This window comes from Candidatus Bathyarchaeota archaeon (genome assembly GCA_026014805.1).
GTDB lineage: Archaea > Thermoproteota > Bathyarchaeia > Bathyarchaeales > SOJC01 > JAGLZW01.
On sequence record JAOZHR010000027.1, the window covers coordinates 1 to 14677 of the forward strand.

General features: G+C 40.9%; 20 protein-coding genes. 6 read left to right on the plus strand and 14 right to left on the minus strand.

Annotation, left to right across the window (positions count from 1 at the left end):
- Positions 1–427 precede the first annotated feature (427 nt).
- Entirely contained in the window at positions 428–577 is a 150-nt protein-coding gene (locus tag NWE91_07380) for a hypothetical protein (GenBank protein ID MCW3986208.1), read from the plus strand.
- A gap of 134 nt (positions 578–711) precedes the next feature.
- On the opposite strand, the gene NWE91_07385 is transcribed toward NWE91_07380, so the two are convergent.
- Positions 712–1299 carry a CBS domain-containing protein gene (locus tag NWE91_07385; GenBank protein MCW3986209.1) on the minus strand — a complete coding sequence of 196 codons (588 nt, stop codon included), beginning with the start codon at positions 1297–1299 and terminating at the stop codon, positions 712–714.
- Positions 1300–1536: 237 nt separating this feature from the next.
- Here NWE91_07385 and NWE91_07390 point away from each other — a divergent pair, with 237 nt between their 5' ends.
- Entirely contained in the window at positions 1537–1980 is a 444-nt protein-coding gene (locus NWE91_07390) for a hypothetical protein (GenBank protein ID MCW3986210.1), read from the plus strand.
- On the plus strand, positions 1977–2726 hold the full coding sequence (locus tag NWE91_07395) for a methyltransferase domain-containing protein (GenBank protein MCW3986211.1): 750 nt from the start codon (positions 1977–1979) through the stop codon (positions 2724–2726). The genes NWE91_07390 and NWE91_07395 overlap by 4 nt, the downstream gene beginning before the upstream one ends.
- A 123-nt stretch (positions 2727–2849) precedes the next feature.
- Here NWE91_07395 and NWE91_07400 read toward each other — a convergent pair whose 3' ends face one another.
- A complete protein-coding gene (locus tag NWE91_07400; GenBank protein MCW3986212.1) occupies positions 2850–3569 on the minus strand; it encodes a hypothetical protein in 720 nt (239 codons plus the stop codon).
- Positions 3570–3908: 339 nt separating this feature from the next.
- Here NWE91_07400 and NWE91_07405 point away from each other — a divergent pair, with 339 nt between their 5' ends.
- On the plus strand, positions 3909–5204 hold the full coding sequence (locus tag NWE91_07405; protein MCW3986213.1) for an aspartate aminotransferase family protein: 1296 nt from the start codon (positions 3909–3911) through the stop codon (positions 5202–5204).
- Here the strand turns inward: NWE91_07405 and cofE are convergent.
- Positions 5201–5959 carry a coenzyme F420-0:L-glutamate ligase gene (gene cofE / locus NWE91_07410; protein ID MCW3986214.1) on the minus strand — a complete coding sequence of 253 codons (759 nt, stop codon included), beginning with the start codon at positions 5957–5959 and terminating at the stop codon, positions 5201–5203. The genes NWE91_07405 and cofE overlap by 4 nt on opposite strands.
- Positions 5960–5984: 25 nt before the next feature.
- Positions 5985–6602, minus strand: coding sequence for a molybdenum cofactor guanylyltransferase (locus NWE91_07415; protein MCW3986215.1), 618 nt, complete (start codon positions 6600–6602; stop codon positions 5985–5987).
- 133 nt (positions 6603–6735) lie between these two features.
- Here NWE91_07415 and NWE91_07420 point away from each other — a divergent pair, with 133 nt between their 5' ends.
- Positions 6736–7050 carry an HD domain-containing protein gene (locus tag NWE91_07420; protein ID MCW3986216.1) on the plus strand — a complete coding sequence of 105 codons (315 nt, stop codon included), beginning with the start codon at positions 6736–6738 and terminating at the stop codon, positions 7048–7050.
- Between the two features lie 368 nt (positions 7051–7418).
- Here NWE91_07420 and NWE91_07425 read toward each other — a convergent pair whose 3' ends face one another.
- The 9 genes from NWE91_07425 to NWE91_07465 form a co-directional block, all read right to left on the minus strand.
- Positions 7419–8195 (minus strand): MinD/ParA family protein, encoded by a 777-nt coding sequence (locus NWE91_07425; protein MCW3986217.1) that lies wholly within the window; start codon positions 8193–8195, stop codon positions 7419–7421.
- Between the two features lie 14 nt (positions 8196–8209).
- On the minus strand, positions 8210–8578 hold the full coding sequence (locus tag NWE91_07430) for a transcriptional regulator (protein ID MCW3986218.1): 369 nt from the start codon (positions 8576–8578) through the stop codon (positions 8210–8212).
- A gap of 174 nt (positions 8579–8752) precedes the next feature.
- On the minus strand, positions 8753–9043 hold the full coding sequence (locus tag NWE91_07435) for a winged helix-turn-helix domain-containing protein (GenBank protein MCW3986219.1): 291 nt from the start codon (positions 9041–9043) through the stop codon (positions 8753–8755).
- An 81-nt stretch (positions 9044–9124) separates the two neighbouring features.
- Positions 9125–9310 carry a hypothetical protein gene (locus tag NWE91_07440; protein ID MCW3986220.1) on the minus strand — a complete coding sequence of 62 codons (186 nt, stop codon included), beginning with the start codon at positions 9308–9310 and terminating at the stop codon, positions 9125–9127.
- 191 nt (positions 9311–9501) lie between these two features.
- A complete protein-coding gene (locus tag NWE91_07445; GenBank protein ID MCW3986221.1) occupies positions 9502–10005 on the minus strand; it encodes a hydrogenase 3 maturation endopeptidase HyCI in 504 nt (167 codons plus the stop codon).
- Positions 10006–10022: 17 nt separating this feature from the next.
- Positions 10023–10319, minus strand: a complete 297-nt coding sequence (locus NWE91_07450; protein MCW3986222.1) for an Rpp14/Pop5 family protein — start codon at positions 10317–10319, stop codon at positions 10023–10025.
- An 11-nt stretch (positions 10320–10330) separates the two neighbouring features.
- Entirely contained in the window at positions 10331–11068 is a 738-nt protein-coding gene (locus tag NWE91_07455) for an RNase P subunit p30 family protein (GenBank protein ID MCW3986223.1), read from the minus strand.
- Positions 11065–11496 carry a hypothetical protein gene (locus NWE91_07460; protein MCW3986224.1) on the minus strand — a complete coding sequence of 144 codons (432 nt, stop codon included), beginning with the start codon at positions 11494–11496 and terminating at the stop codon, positions 11065–11067. Before NWE91_07460 ends, NWE91_07455 begins: the two co-directional genes overlap by 4 nt.
- Before the next feature lie 23 nt (positions 11497–11519).
- Positions 11520–11765: a ribosomal protein L13e gene (locus NWE91_07465; GenBank protein MCW3986225.1), complete on the minus strand. Its 246-nt coding sequence runs from the start codon at positions 11763–11765 to the stop codon at positions 11520–11522.
- 231 nt (positions 11766–11996) lie between these two features.
- Here NWE91_07465 and NWE91_07470 point away from each other — a divergent pair, with 231 nt between their 5' ends.
- Positions 11997–12389 carry a hypothetical protein gene (locus tag NWE91_07470; GenBank protein ID MCW3986226.1) on the plus strand — a complete coding sequence of 131 codons (393 nt, stop codon included), beginning with the start codon at positions 11997–11999 and terminating at the stop codon, positions 12387–12389.
- 45 nt (positions 12390–12434) lie between these two features.
- On the opposite strand, the gene acs is transcribed toward NWE91_07470, so the two are convergent.
- Positions 12435–14399, minus strand: coding sequence for an acetate--CoA ligase (gene acs / locus NWE91_07475; GenBank protein ID MCW3986227.1), 1965 nt, complete (start codon positions 14397–14399; stop codon positions 12435–12437).
- Between the last annotated feature and the right edge of the window lie 278 nt (positions 14400–14677).

Sequence of the window (14677 nt, forward strand, 5' to 3'; positions counted from 1 at the left end):
ATGTTAGAAAAAACTCGTTTTGTGGGTTTACTATTCTCTCCACCGTATTGTTTCTGTTTTCCACATAATCCCCACTTTTTCGTCCTTCCTCTATACTCTATCTATATATTCCTTTTTCTCTCATTTTCTAAATAATCTCAGTGGATCTTCGTTTAATCATGGTTCTGATTCATCATACTCCAAAAATTCACTTATGCTTCGGATACAATTGCATAACCTGTATGTTTTTCCCAATTTCTGCACTTTTGCGGTATTTTCGCGCAGCTTTGCCGGAGTTGCGCAAACTTGTGTTTTCTGAGTATTTTTTGGCAAAGACCGTAGATTTTCGTAACTATATTTTAAGAGGCCGCGAAAAACGTTGGAAAAGCATAAATGTTAATACTTGTTATCCTCAATAGATAGAGAGACATAATAGGGGATAAAAAGTATGGGGGAAGAATTAACAAGCATAAAAATTCGAAAAGAAACCAGAGACGTACTAAAGAGTGTAGGAAAGAAAGGTGAAACCTACGACGCCATAATCAATAGACTCTTAGACCGCGTCCTTAGAAGGAAAAGAGCCAAAGTAGAAAAATAAGATTCGTCTATTCTAAACTCGTATTTTTAGCTGGCTAGGGCATGTGTTGTGTGCAAGAATGCAAGTTTCTGCATTAGGGCAGAGAATTCTTCAGTCTCACATAGAACTATAGAGTGTGACAAGATATTTCTTCTCTATTTAGAGATTTTTTCAATCAAATTCAGGAATACACATTTGTCTGTGACGTACCACATGCACTTTGAACCTATACAGCTAATTGATATTCCCTTACCCATTGTCAGAGGGCATCTTTTGCGTATCTGTCTTTTAGGATCATAGTATATTTCAAAAATTCTTTTCACACGTTTTGAGGCGTCTTTGAGAGAAAGTTTGTCTATCGGCTTCTGTGTGTCTAGCAGTGGTATTAGATCGGTGAGGCTTAATACGCCTACTAAGTGATCAGCGTTTATCACTACTAATTTTTTGACCTTCTGCTTGACCATCTTTCGTGTGGCGCGTGTGATTGTTACATGAGGTTTTACTGTTACAAGCGGTTTTGACATAACTTCGATTGTTTTAGTTTTTGCTGGGTCCTTCTCTTTGCAAACTACTCTTTTCAATATGTCCCTTTCGGTTATGATCCCAACAGGGTTTCCATTCTTAGTGACTACTATAGAGCCAATTTCGTATCGATTCATTATTTCTGCAGCTTTTAGAACAGTGTGCTCTGTGCTTGCGGTCTTCACGTCTCGAATCATGATGTCTTTTACTTTTTTTGGCATGTATCTAACCTATTTTGAATCTGACTCCTTTCTTGTCTTAGTGTGCGCGCGCTGAAATAGATTATGAATACAGAATTTGGATGGGGCGTATTCATTAGATCTATTTTTAGAAAGGAAAAGATAGAAAAAGAAGTGTGACAAATGGCGTGTTTCCAACATGAAACTTGTTCGTTGGAAAAGCATAACTTTCCAACGTTACAATTAATACTGACAGAAAGTTCTTGAGTGCGTTTAACAATGGGAAAACCTCTAAAGATAGCTGATTTGAGGAAATGGCGAAGGCGAGGGTTCTATAGCGAGACAGTCTTGGTCAAGAAGCTACAAGAAAGCGGCTACAACGCTGTCAGAGTACCTGTAAGCAACCCAAGCCTCCAGCCCCTTCCTGACGTAATCGCTCGCAAAGATCAGCATGTCTACGCCTTCGAAGTAAAAAACGCTAATTACTACGCCTACTTTCCAAAGAAACAAGTCGACAAACTCTTCAGATTTCTCGACGAACTCATACCTAGTTCTAAAGAATTTAAGCATGCCATTTTAGCGGCTCACCTCGGAAAAAAATGGATCTTCCGCCAAATACCATGGGAAGATTGGGAAAAGCAAAGACTTCAAGATCGAGAACGCATTCTAAAACGGGACAAAGGAAACTTTAAGCTGGAGAGAGGATTGAAAGCTCAGTCATGAACAAGCAGGGGTGGTTTACTTCACTTTTTGATGAATTGAATGATTACTGGGCAGAAATAGCAGACGCTCGGTCTACGGAAAAAGAAGTTGAATTCATTGAAAACGTTGTGAAAGCAGAAGGTTTAGTTCTGGATCTTTGTTGTGGCACAGGCCGCCACTCAATTCTTCTCCGCAATAAAGGATGGAATATAATAGGACTCGACATATCGCCAAATCTTCTTAGAATTGCCAAAGAAAAGATGACGGAAGAACACGTTCACTTTCCAGTAGTAAGGGGCGAAATGCGGCATCTGCCATTCCGGTCGGAAACCTTCGCATCTATAATCAACATGTTTACGAGTTTTGGCTACCTTCCCTCAGAAAAAGAAGACATGAAAAGCCTAAGGGAAATTGTAAGAACACTTAAACAAGATGGCCCATTCTTGATGGATATTGTGAATCGCGAATATCTCTTGCAGGTTTTTCAGGAGAAAGATTGGGGAGAATTTACTCATTTTTACATGATGGAAAGACGTACTTTAGACGCTAAAGGGTTGAAACTCCACTCGCAATGGCTTATCTTAGATAAGAACACTAGCAAATCAAGAACATTCGACCATAACCTACGATTATACTCTTTCCCGCAATTACAAAAAATGTTGGAAAAAGCAGGACTTGCAAAAGAGAAAGTTTATGGAGGCTATGAAGAGCAAGATTTTCAGCAAGGGTCCCCTCGACTGATTGTACTGGCAAGAAAGGCATGTTAATAATGGAAAGCTGGGTTTGTCACTATTTTGTAAAAAAAGTTGTATTGAAATTCAAGCATGATTATGTTTTTGCTGGTTTTACGCTAAATCGACATTGCAAGAGAACTTCTGGATGATACATTGCTAGTATTCTGTTATTTCCCTATCAATTTTCGTCAGTTTTTGAGGAAAGTGTGTTAATAAATTCATGTGAGCTGGCAGTTCATTTAAAAAGTTTTGCAGTTTTAGCACGGAAACTATAGGTGTGCCGCGGTGAAATTTAAAGGGACTTGACAAAAGGGATAAGATGATTGGGATAACCGTTGTGTGCTTCCATTTGCCTAGTTTGACTTTGGCGTAGAGGCTGGGTAAGATATCTGCAAAGGCTTCAGTTCTTTCTACGTGCAGCTCTACCATTCTTGTGATTGGCGCTCTTGTCCACCTGTGTTTCCAGTGTTTGCAATCTACTGAGGCTATTAACGGTTGTTTGTAGGCTAAGATATCGATTTCCCATCGTTTCCCATTTTTTCCCTTAAACCTAAAATTATTTACAACACAATAGTCGTAAGCTTCAAAAGCCGTAGTTGTAATGCTTTCGAACTCTTTCCATTCCAGCAGTCTGCAAACGCGTTCAAAATCTGCGCCGAGCTTTATGGCCTGAACCGCAATTCTAACTCGTTGACGTGGAGCAGCTTCAATTACCTTTCCTTTCCATTTAACGAGACTGGCGTCTGCAAATTTTCGTAGAAAGCTTTCCGCCATTTGGGCTGAGATTCTGGCATTTTTACCGATTAATGAATACTTGATTGGGCTATCTTTTGTTAGCTTCAGCACAGCGATTAGAATCTCTCGTTCAACACTCATTATATTAGAATTATATTAGAGATATCTTATGCTTTTCTATGAAGCTGGGCTATTGCTTAACACTCCTTATGAGTTTTTCACGTTGCCTTGTATGTACCATGCAAATCCTCACTCGAGAACGCAAATTCAATGAATTCAGATATATCTTCCTCACATTTTTCCTTCTTGTAAAGCCTAAGAGAACACGCGCGCGCACTGAAGTATAGATATTTTTATACGCTTTCAAAAAACTGCTCCAGCACGACTTATTTTCGCTCAGATTGTGCACTGTAAAATCTTTTGAAGTAAGCATTTAAATTAACATCCAATAAAGCTTGGTATTAGGAGCTTTGAAGTTGAATGCAAAAAGATTATGCTTCGAAAACTGTTAAATCAAAGCAACTTCATGAACGTGCCAAGCATGTTTTGCCTGCAGGCGTATCGTACTTCATCCGCTACTTTGAGCCATACCCTTTTTATATTGATTGGGCAAAAGGGAGCAAAATAAGAGATGTAGATGGCAACATTTACATAGACTTCTGGATGGGCCACTATACGCATATTCTGGGGCATAATCCCTCGAACATAAAAGAAGCCGTTAAGGCGCAGATTGAACGCGGAACACATTATGGTGTGTGTCATGAACTCGAAATTGCTATGGCAGAGCAAGTGGTCAAGATGGTGCCAAGCGCTCAAATGGTACGGTTTTGCAGCTCTGGCACTGAAGCTGCAATATATGCCACTAGGCTTGCACGTTCTTATACTGGAAAAAGCAAAATCATCAAGTTTGAGGGTGGCTGGCATGGTGGATATGACGCGTTACATTTGGCTGTTAAACCTCCTTTTGATATGCCAGAATCAGACGGCCTAACAGAAGGCGCATTGAAAGACACAATAGTTGCGCCATTCAACGACTTACAAGAAACAAAGCGAAAAATCAAAAATCAAGAATTTGCTGCAGTTATAGTTGAGCCCGTTCTCGGTGCGGGAGGATGCATACCAGCCGATAAAGAATTTTTGAAAGGTTTGAAGGAGCTTTGCGTCCAAAAGGGCGCGTTGTTAATTTTTGATGAGATTATTACTGGGTTTAGGTTGGCGCCTGGTGGGGGTCAGCAATATTATGGTGTGATTCCTGACATTACACTACTTGGCAAGATTTTAGGAGGAGGCTTTCCAATAGGCGCAGTAGCTGGCAGAAAGGATATTATGGAAAGGATGGATCCGCTGCTTTTTGAAAGGCCCAGTTTTTCATTTCAAGGTGGAACTTTCACTGCAAACCCCATATCGTTGAGTGCTGGATTAGCGATGCTTAGAACCTTAGAGGATGGTAAAATAATTAATAAGCTTAACATTGAAGGAAGAAAGGTTAAAAGAGGACTTGAGGGCATTTTTGAGAGAAGCAATATTGACGCTAAAGTTCACTGTGCAGGCTCGCTGTTTCATGTGCATTTCACCAAAGAACATGTGAAAAATACAGCCGTTGCCTTCAAAACTGATAGAAAAAAACTTGAAGAATATCACATGGCCTTAATTGAGAACGGCGTTTTCTTCTTACCCAAGAAAAATGGGGCTATAAGCAACGCTCATTCCAAAGAAGATCTAGAGAAGCTTTTGGCAGAGACTGAGAGATATGCGAAGAATTATAGCAGTAGTTAGAGGAAAAATTCCTTTTCAAGTGGTCTAAGCATGTCTTTTGCTGTTGCCTTTTCGGACTTTTGGTAAGAATAACCTCTCATGATAGCCACGGGAATGGCTTCGTCTGCTTGTCCGATCACAAGTTCTGCGGCAGAAGCAAGTTCATCTGCGATAGCAGTGCGTTTTACTTTCAAAACGTAATTAAAGAGGTCTTTTTCACCTCTTCTGTCACGAATTGGAATTAGTCCAGCAATGCCTATGGCAATGTTGATTTCTCCATCTCTGAGGGGTCGTCCATGAGTGTCTGAGATGATGACTGCAACTGTTTTTTCGGTTTCTTTTTCTATTTCTTGCCTGATTTGCCTAGCTGATTCGTCTGGATCTTTCGGTAGCAAAGCGACAGTTCTTCCACCTGGTACGTTGCTTTTGTCGACCCCAGAGTTAGCGCAGATAAATCCGTGTCTTGTTAGTGTTATGAGGCTACCGTTGTGCATGCGGATGATACTTTCAGCTTCTCTTAGAACGACTTCTACGAGTGCAGGATCTTTATGGCTTTTTTGAGCAATGGCTTTAGCAAAGTGAGAAGGTTCTATAGTGTCGAGATTGATGGTGCTGCCCTCTGCACGAGAGACTACCACATGGGTGATTACGATTATGTCGCCATTTTGAATTGGAGTTCCTTGGTTTTCAGCAGCGTTGCAGATTAGTGTGGATAGTTTGTCGCCTTTTCTGATTATCGGCAGTCCTGTTATAGGAATTATTTTAATAGTTCTCATAAGGAAATATTTTTCGCGCTGTGAACTAATAAGTGTGGCGTTTTATCATTGCTTCTGCCTTTTCCAAGTCGCTGGGTGTGTTGATATTAAAGAGTGTCGTGAGTTTTGGGTCAAACTCTCGAAGAACTATCGTGGAGATATACCGGATATTTTGCATGTTTTCTATCATGGAACGCATGTCTAGTTTTCCATTTTCTAGGGCGATTTCTGCGGCTTTAGCTGCCGTTTCAGCATGGTAGGCTGCGTGCAAGGGTTCAATGTTGTCGTTTGGCCATCTTGGAATTGCCGCATTCTTGTTTATACACATGTCCAAGACGAAGTTGAGTATTTTGGAAGATAAGAAAGGTGTGTCACACGCAAGTAGTAATGTGTATTCACTTTGAATAGTTTCGAAGCCGGTTAAAGTGCCATTTAGGGGCGATTGGACATACGTTTTGTCTATCACAATGCGGGCTTTTTGCTTAATTATTTCAGCGAATTTTCTCTCCTGCATTTCCGAACTTACAACTACAACGACTTCATCAACTACAGCAGCAAGCTTATCCAACACGTGAAGAACCAAAGGTTTTTCAGCCAATTTAATCGAACCTTTGTCCTGTCCAAAACGCTTGGAAATCCCTCCAGCAACAACAACGGCAGACATGAAAAAATCATCAGCTTTTAACAAGAATATTCATAGAAACCGTCATAATACTGTTCCGCATCTGCGAGAACACCAGTATTGCATTTCAACAACCTTTTTTTTATTGAATTGTATTATTCTGGATATGAACGCCATGAATCATCGCACCATTTCGAGGGAACAAGCTCTGAAGCTTATTGAGAATTCGAGCAAGTGCTCCCATGCCATCTTAGTATCTAGGATAATGCGGATCATTGCAAAAAGACTTGGCAAGAACGAAGATGAGTGGGAACTTGTTGAGTTACTCCACGACTTAGACTATGGCACTGTCAGAAACGATATGAGCAGGCATGGCATCGTGGCTGCAGAAAGTCTGAAGGGAAAGCTGTCAAAAAGTGCTCTCTACGCCATAAAAGCCCATGACCACCGAACAGGTTTTAAATCAAAAAGCATCCTAGACAAGTCATGATAGCAGTTGATGCCTTAGCCAATTTCATCGAAGATTCGAAAGTTGAAAAAACACCGCTGGAAGTCAACATTTTGAAAAAAAAATTAAATGACAAATCCTTTTCCAAGCCGTGGCTGAAAAAAATGATACTAATCTGCGAAAACTTATGTATGTCGCTAGAAGAATTTTTTTAAACTGGGATTAGAGCAAAGTGAGCTAGTCTCCAATTAGCACTCATATTCGGAGTCTATTAATCGTCTATTCGGAAAATATGATAAATGGTCTAATCTTAAGATTTCGCGTGTGCTCAAGCCTAATTCATATTTAAAACGTAGTGCTGAGAATTTAGAATAAGCAACAAATGCAAAAATGACAGCAAAGGTTGAGGTTTAAAACTTCTCTATTTTCGTGGCGATTTCTTGAAGATGCTCAGTAAAGGGGTGATCAGGTTCGTCTTTTACAAATATCTTTGTTCCGCCAGCACGTAGCACGTCACAAAAACACGGTATTATCTTCAAAATGGGTAAAGTATGAGTGTTCTCAAAACGTTTGTATACGCTGTCTCTTTCTACTGGAGTCGACAGAAACTCAATAGGCACCTTGTTCATCAAAATCGCCGTTTTCTTCTCAAACAAGTCATACAACTCATGCGTCATCCTTTTAGTCCCTTCAATATCAGACGCGTCTATCGTGCTCACGACAAGAACAAGATCTGCGCTCACTATTGCATTTATAGAAGAATATTGCAGTCCTGGACTAGTATCAAGCAAAAGGTAGTCCAATTCCATGTCGTTAAGAAGTGTATTCTTCAGTGACAACAACCGTCCCAGAGCTCGCATCTCCCATTTACGATCCTTCGCGGACATGTCCCGCAAGGCTTCAGTCGCTGGATTCGCTAATCCTACCAACATTGTACCGCTACATTCACATTGAGGAGTGTAATTAAATAGGACTTTATTGATTTCACAAGCACCATTCAGATAATCGTTTAGCCAATATTCAGAACCACCTAGTTTAAAGATGGATTGAAGGCTGGGTGCACGAAAATCCAAATCGAGAACACAGACTTTCTTCCCTCTTCTTGCATATATGGCGGCAAGGTTTATAGTTAAAAGTGTCTTTCCCGTACCGCCCTTGTAACTGTGAATGGCTATGATTTTGCCCAAGTCCGTTCAACCCTTTACTTTTCAACAAAGAAATAGACTTTGCGTCCCTTTCTTTCTTTCTTCAAATAACTCATTAGAACAAGTTGATTTAGATAGCCACTTTCCACTGCCCGCGCACGCTTCGTCTGCTCCGCCACCTCCTGCGCAGTAGCACGGCCAAGCTTGCAAATCGCCACAGCTGTCTTCCTTAAATGGTCAGGTAATGAAAGAAGAGTCATCACATCTAAAGCTTCAGGCAAGTCTTGAACAATAAAGTCTTGGTTTCTTCTTTGCTTCTGAAGCTCGATGAAAACTTCCATCTTTTCATTGAGTTTATCCAAGCTCTCTCTAATCTTTTCCAGCAACGCAGTAGGGCTCTTCCCAAGCGATTTGCTTATTGTCAACCTGTTCACACCAGAACGTGATAAACACATCTACTGTACATGAGAACCATTAGCTCTATTAAATCTTACGACATAACTTTACAGATTCTTAAGCTTCTTACTAAACTATTTGGAATTATTCCTTCTGATAGAAAAGAATAGTTAGGCGACATGGTAAAGAAAAGAGAAGAGGGTTTAGAGAATAGCTGGTAAGCGCCGTGATTCCTCTATTATCGGAAGGACTGTTTTGAGTTCACGGAAGTGCTTTAGGACTGTGATTCCTCGCTGAGTTATGGCGTAGACTACGCGTTTTTTGCCGACTGTTCGTTCTTCGACAAGGTTTTGTTGGATTAAAAATTCTAGGTACTGCTTGAGGACGCTACAGTTGACATTAGCTTTGTACATAATATGAGTTAGTTTGAGAGGCCCACGTTGAGACAGAACTTTTAGGATATCTACGTACATTTCAAGTTTGGAGCGTCGCATGTTTAAACCTCTTTAGCGTGTCCTTCAGTGATTTGGATATAAATTATTTACGTATTCTAAATCAGTGTTTCTCTCCATTATCTAGCGGCATTCTGGCTTGACTTTGGTCAGCACAATTAACCTATTTTGTAATGCTGTGACTAAGTCATCACAGAGAATTTGCTGCATTTCTGTAGAAAGTGTCCGCATTTCTGCTTTTAGTGCCTGCTTGAGTTTGCTTTGTAGTTGTCTGCGTTTTTGGAGAGAAAATGGTTTTTCAATTTTCATTTTTGCCTTCTATTCCCCCATGGTTCTATAGGGTTTGACTAGTGAAGTTTGGATTTAACTGTCTTATGAAGAAAGAATTAGTATTGAGAATAATGAGCTACTGTCGTGTTTGAGCGATTCTTTGGTTTCTTTAGAGATTGTAGTATAAAATTGTTGAATTGGAAGGCATTGCTATGGATAGTAATAAAGCCTCAAATTGTACTCAGGATTTCAGTCAAAGTTTTTTTCAACTTTCCAGCGGCCCTTTCAACTTTCCTGCTCAAGCCTTCACCGAAATCAGTTCTTTGAGGCTGTATAATTATTAAGGCGATTTTAGCACCTATCGCTTTTTTCAAGTATTCACAGAATATTTTAAGGGGAAGAGCGTGGGTTGAAATTGCCACTGAGGGTGAACTTAGTATTTTGCTTGATTCCACGAGCTTGGCTTCACCCGGCTCTAACCCCAGTAAACCTGCGTCAATAACTAAAATGTGAGTAGGGTTAAACTTGGTTATTGGTTCTATAAAGCTTTCAGGTACGGTTTCACTTTCAATAAGCATCACGAGCCTAGAAACTTTATCTTTTAATCCTCTTACTATTTCAACACCAACGAAGTCGTCTCTACGTAGTTCATTGCCAACGCCAACTACGACAATTTTCTCTGCATTCTTCACCCACTTCTTAACCGCGACTTCAAAGTCTGCAAATTTATTCATTGTTAACAACCTCTGCGCTAATGTTCAAACAACTTTCTTCGAAGCGCCTTCAGCGTTCCAGAAACCGCAACAACACGAATCACTGCGCGTCTTCTATTAATATCCGTAACAGCAGTAATAGCTGCTCTAACCATATTCAACGCCTTATGCGAGCATCTGACAATCACAATGCCTTTCTCGTTATCTCGTTTCACTAAAAACAAGGCAGTCTGACTGGCGCCAAATTCCCCAAAAAGCTGATACACCATGTCCCAAATCGCGTTCATCAAATCCTTCTCATCAATGGATTGGTCACTATCGGCTTTTAAAGCCAAATAACGTCTTCTTACGAATCGCAGTTTGTTCCTCTCCTAACCACACGCACGCCTCTCGCCACATAACTCGAGTCGAGTTTTTCTCTATTTCGTCTGACAATAGCTGAAGGCGTGACAGAAACGGCATTCAGAGCAGACACATTATCCATCCCAAACAATAAGGCAAGGCTTGCAAGATCGTTAGGTCCACGCAATTGAAAAGGATTGCATGCATTACTACTTATCACAATAGGGATACCATTTTTCTTGGCAATTGCCACTTCTTTTCTTAAAGAAGAGAGGAGACGCATCCGATAGAAGCCTGTTACCTGAAGAAGTAACGCCATATCAATTTCAAAAGCAGCAACGCCTTGACAGGCTACCCTTGCCTCAGCTTGATCGAAAAATCGTTTACGTGGGTTGCTGGACGGAAAAGCAAGCATATCAACTCGATGGTCCTTGGCCGCTTGCCTGGCAACCGATTTTGAAATGCAGTTTACACCTACTATCTGGAATCTTCGTCTAAACAATCTAAGGCTTTTTAATAGTGCATTGGAAGATTTCGGAGTCAAATCGATTCTTGTTGCGAAATCAACACCGTGACTCTTACAAGTTTTCCGCAAGAAGAGGACTGTAGCCTGTTTTATTTTTGGAGGTAGAGAAATTGCCACTAGACTGTAGCCTAGATCTGTTGCTTTGCATATTAACTTCTCCATTTGCTCTCTCTTATCTAGAGGTGGTCGCAAATGGAGGTCGGCAAATTGCTTCATGGCATTATCCCGAGTTCTCGACAGATTTCAATAATTTCCTTCTTTTTGAAGTGAATACGTATATGAATTGGGTCATCTTTCCTAAGCTCAAGTTTGCCTTCTAACGCAGCTTGTTTGTCAAGACGAAGATACAAGTTACCTCTCTCTACAAACAAGTTTGATTCTCTAAAAATTCTTTCTTTATCTTGCTCGCCAAGGCAAATAGAAAGTTTTTTAACAAAAGCCTTAATCATCTCTCCTTTCTTTATCCGTGTTTTAAAAAGAACTATCCGATTGCCATAATAGCCCCTCAAAACCTTTTCCATGAAAGTCACTTCTGTAATGTGATCTGCTGGAAACAAGCTGTATGCTGCCTTTTTTACCTTCTCTGGATCCTCAGTTGCGTGAACCGAGAATCGAATATCTACATATGCTATAGGAAGCTTCAACTTATGCTCATCCGGTAACTGATTCAAGAGGTTTTTCCTTTTGCTTTAGAAACACGTTTTTTGACAATTTTGAACTTTTGCAGTTGTTGCTTCACAAGTTCCACATTTTCATCATGCATCGTTCGTCTTCTTACATCAACAGGCAATCCAATGTGTAAAGCTTGGCTAAAATTAATGCCGGCTTTTTTCAGTTCTCCTCTGCTATAACCTCTTCCTACGCGTTTTTTACCATTCCTTTTACGAACAACTGAACACTTTCGTAAAGTCATTTTTAATCCCTTGAAAATTCTTTTATGAGACTTTCATAAAAAATCTACTGTGAAGCTAATAAAACTATGTTTCCAGAATGCCAGCGAAAAGATGGTTGCAAGAAAAAAGAAAGAATGGACTGATCTATGAGGCTTTTCTTCAAGTGTTATTGGGCTAGATGCACGCTAATATTTCGAAGAAAAGAAGTTTCAGCCAAAGCTTAAGTGGCTAGCTTGGTTGATGATAATTATATGCAAAAGTTAAAGGTTTATGTCCATAGTTTTGAAATTCCAACTGTTGGATTTGTTGATAAGGAAGGTGCTATGCATGCTTGCGCCCAAGCCCAGAGAACCGCTTTCCAAGTTTTGAAATCTGTCTCGAGCATGATTGGAAACCGTTACCTACCTAATGAAGAAAGGGAGGTTCTAATGTTGGCTGAAGATTTTTGCAGAAATAATGGTTTAGAATTTGAGACCATCGATTTAGGAACCATGAGCTTCTTAGCAAGATTGAGATTAAGAATTCAAGGCATAAAGACTCCAGTCATTACCTACGAGGAAAAAATATTTTTTGGCGTCCCTAGCGAGAAAGCGCGCGCGCTCATTGTAAAAGAGTTTTCTTTCCGTGTAAAGAAGTTTAAATAATTGGAAATGGGGATAGCTGTGTGAGCGTCCCCATTTGCACTGGAGCTAGGTTTGATATCCGATCTTTTGTTTTAGGTCTTCAACTGTTTGAGGGTTCATCAAAGTTGTTACGTCGCCGACAGTCTCGCCTTTCACTAAGGCTTTGAGAATTCTCCGCATGATTTTTCCGCTTCGAGTCTTAGGCAACGCATCTGTTAACACTATTTTTGCAGGTTTCGCTGTAGGTCCTATTACTTTAACCACTTGTTGTATGAGTTCGTTTTCAAGTGCTGAAGAGGCTGTTACTCCCTGTTTTAGAACAACAAAGGCAATTGGAACTTCACCTTTTATGTCATGAGGCGCGGCGACTACTGCACATTCTGCAACTGAGGTGTGTTGCGTCAGCGCGTTCTCCACTTCTGCGGTTGATAGTCTGTGACCTGCGACTTTCATCACGTCATCAACTCTGCCGGTTAAGCGTATGTTACCTAGTTCGTCCCAAAATATCGCCCCATCGCTTGTGTAATAGGTTGTATCGCTATAGACACTCCAATACTGTGCTTTGTATCTTTCTGGGTCTTTGTAGACTCCTCTTAACATGCCGGGTGCGAAAGGACTTTTTTGAACGAGGTATCCGCCTTCGCCCATTTTAACTGGCTGTCCCGTTTCGTCTAGGATGTCGTGTGTTGTACCAGGGAAGCTTCTACCAGCGACTGTTGGGATGAACGGACCGACGCCTGGCAATGAATTTATGAGGGCTGCACCTGTTTCCGTTTGCCACCACGTGTCTATAACGGGGCATCTTTCACCACCTATATGCTTGAAATACCACATCCAAGCGTCTTGGTTGATCGGTTCTCCGACTGTGCCTAGAAGACGTAGGCTGCTGAGGTCGTGTTTCTTAGGCCATTCTTCGCCCCACCTTAGTATCATCCGTATAGCTGTTGGAGCCGTATAGAACACTGTGACACCATATTTTTCTACGATTTCCCACCATCTATCGACTTCTGGGAAATTTAAGGCGCCTTCATAAACTAGGATAGTTGCGCCGTTAAGTAATGGTCCATAACACGCGTAAGTATGCCCTGTAACCCAGCCTATGTCAGCGGTGCACCAGAATATGTCCTCGTCGTGGAGATCAAAGTCCCATTTAGCAGTCCAAAGGGCGACAGTCAAGTAGCCACCTATGTGATGAACTATGCCTTTCGGTTTTCCCGTGGTGCCGCTCGTGTAAAGGATAAAAAGCGTGTCTTCGCTGTCCATAGGTTCTGGTTCGCAGTAAAGTGAAGCCTTGGCCATCAACTCGTGCCACCAAAGATCTCTATCCTTGGTCATCTTGATTTCGTTTCCTGCGCGTTTAACGACGACAACTTGTTCGATTTTTGCGTCTTTGACGCCTATGTCTGCATTGGCTTTTAGGTTAACAACTTTACCTCTTCTGAAGTAACCGTCTGCAGTAACCAAAACTTTTGCTTCCGCGTCCTTCATCCTACTTCCCAATGATTCGCCGCTGAAAGCTGAAAAGACGACGCTGTGGATCGCTCCTATGCGTGCACAAGCTAGCATGGCGATTTGCACTTCTGGAATCATAGGTAGATAGATGCCTACGCGGTCGCCTTTCTTTACGCCTAAGCTTTTCAGTACATTGGCGAATTTGTTGACTTCGCGATAGAGGTCGTTATAAGTAAGCACTCGGGTAGGCTCGTTTATTGATTCTGGCTCCCAGATGATTGCTGCTTTATTTTTTCGCCATGTTTTGACGTGGCGGTCGAGGGCGTTGTAGGAAGCGTTAATTTTGCCATTGACAAACCATTTATAGTATGGTGGATTCCACTGGTATGTTTCAGTCCACGGTTGGAACCATTCTAGTCCTTCTTTTGCTCTTGCAGCCCAAAAGGCTACGGGGTCTTTTGCTGCTTCTTTGTAGATTGATTCGTCGTTTACCCATGCTCTTTTCTTCATTTCTTCGGTTGGCCAGAATACAAATTTGTCATTTGGATCTTCTTTAACCCATTTGACTTGTTTTGACATAGTTTTGCAACTCTGTTTTTTAGAGCTATGAAAGACAAAAATCTGAAATAAAATCTTTTCTCCTCGGTCGATACTGTAAACCTATTCATCATATCGCACATAAGGTAGTTTATTACACTATCACCATTCTATATACCGACAAAAACTCTATCATTGTATAGCAAGGAATTTTTTCACTCTTGTTCTCTGTAGATTTTAGGATAACGCTTTCACTGAACCTTCATTAGATTTTCCAAGGGAATTGTCGTCATGGCAACACATAATAATTTGAGAGTTAT

Coding starts and splice junctions, on each gene's coding strand:
- NWE91_07385 (MCW3986209.1), bottom strand. CDS start 1,299: ATGCCAAAAAAAGTAAAAGACATCATGATTCGAGACGTGAAGACCGCA.
- NWE91_07420 (MCW3986216.1), top strand. CDS start 6,736: ATGAATCATCGCACCATTTCGAGGGAACAAGCTCTGAAGCTTATTGAG.
- acs (MCW3986227.1), bottom strand. CDS start 14,399: ATGTCAAAACAAGTCAAATGGGTTAAAGAAGATCCAAATGACAAATTT.
- NWE91_07435 (MCW3986219.1), bottom strand. CDS start 9,043: ATGCGACGCTCCAAACTTGAAATGTACGTAGATATCCTAAAAGTTCTG.
- NWE91_07415 (MCW3986215.1), bottom strand. CDS start 6,602: ATGTCTGCCGTTGTTGTTGCTGGAGGGATTTCCAAGCGTTTTGGACAG.
- NWE91_07470 (MCW3986226.1), top strand. CDS start 11,997: ATGCAAAAGTTAAAGGTTTATGTCCATAGTTTTGAAATTCCAACTGTT.
- NWE91_07405 (MCW3986213.1), top strand. CDS start 3,909: ATGCAAAAAGATTATGCTTCGAAAACTGTTAAATCAAAGCAACTTCAT.
- NWE91_07455 (MCW3986223.1), bottom strand. CDS start 11,068: ATGAAGCAATTTGCCGACCTCCATTTGCGACCACCTCTAGATAAGAGA.
- NWE91_07440 (MCW3986220.1), bottom strand. CDS start 9,310: ATGAAAATTGAAAAACCATTTTCTCTCCAAAAACGCAGACAACTACAA.
- NWE91_07395 (MCW3986211.1), top strand. CDS start 1,977: ATGAACAAGCAGGGGTGGTTTACTTCACTTTTTGATGAATTGAATGAT.
- NWE91_07465 (MCW3986225.1), bottom strand. CDS start 11,765: ATGACTTTACGAAAGTGTTCAGTTGTTCGTAAAAGGAATGGTAAAAAA.
- NWE91_07390 (MCW3986210.1), top strand. CDS start 1,537: ATGGGAAAACCTCTAAAGATAGCTGATTTGAGGAAATGGCGAAGGCGA.
- cofE (MCW3986214.1), bottom strand. CDS start 5,959: ATGAGAACTATTAAAATAATTCCTATAACAGGACTGCCGATAATCAGA.
- NWE91_07380 (MCW3986208.1), top strand. CDS start 428: ATGGGGGAAGAATTAACAAGCATAAAAATTCGAAAAGAAACCAGAGAC.
- NWE91_07400 (MCW3986212.1), bottom strand. CDS start 3,569: ATGAGTGTTGAACGAGAGATTCTAATCGCTGTGCTGAAGCTAACAAAA.
- NWE91_07445 (MCW3986221.1), bottom strand. CDS start 10,005: ATGAATAAATTTGCAGACTTTGAAGTCGCGGTTAAGAAGTGGGTGAAG.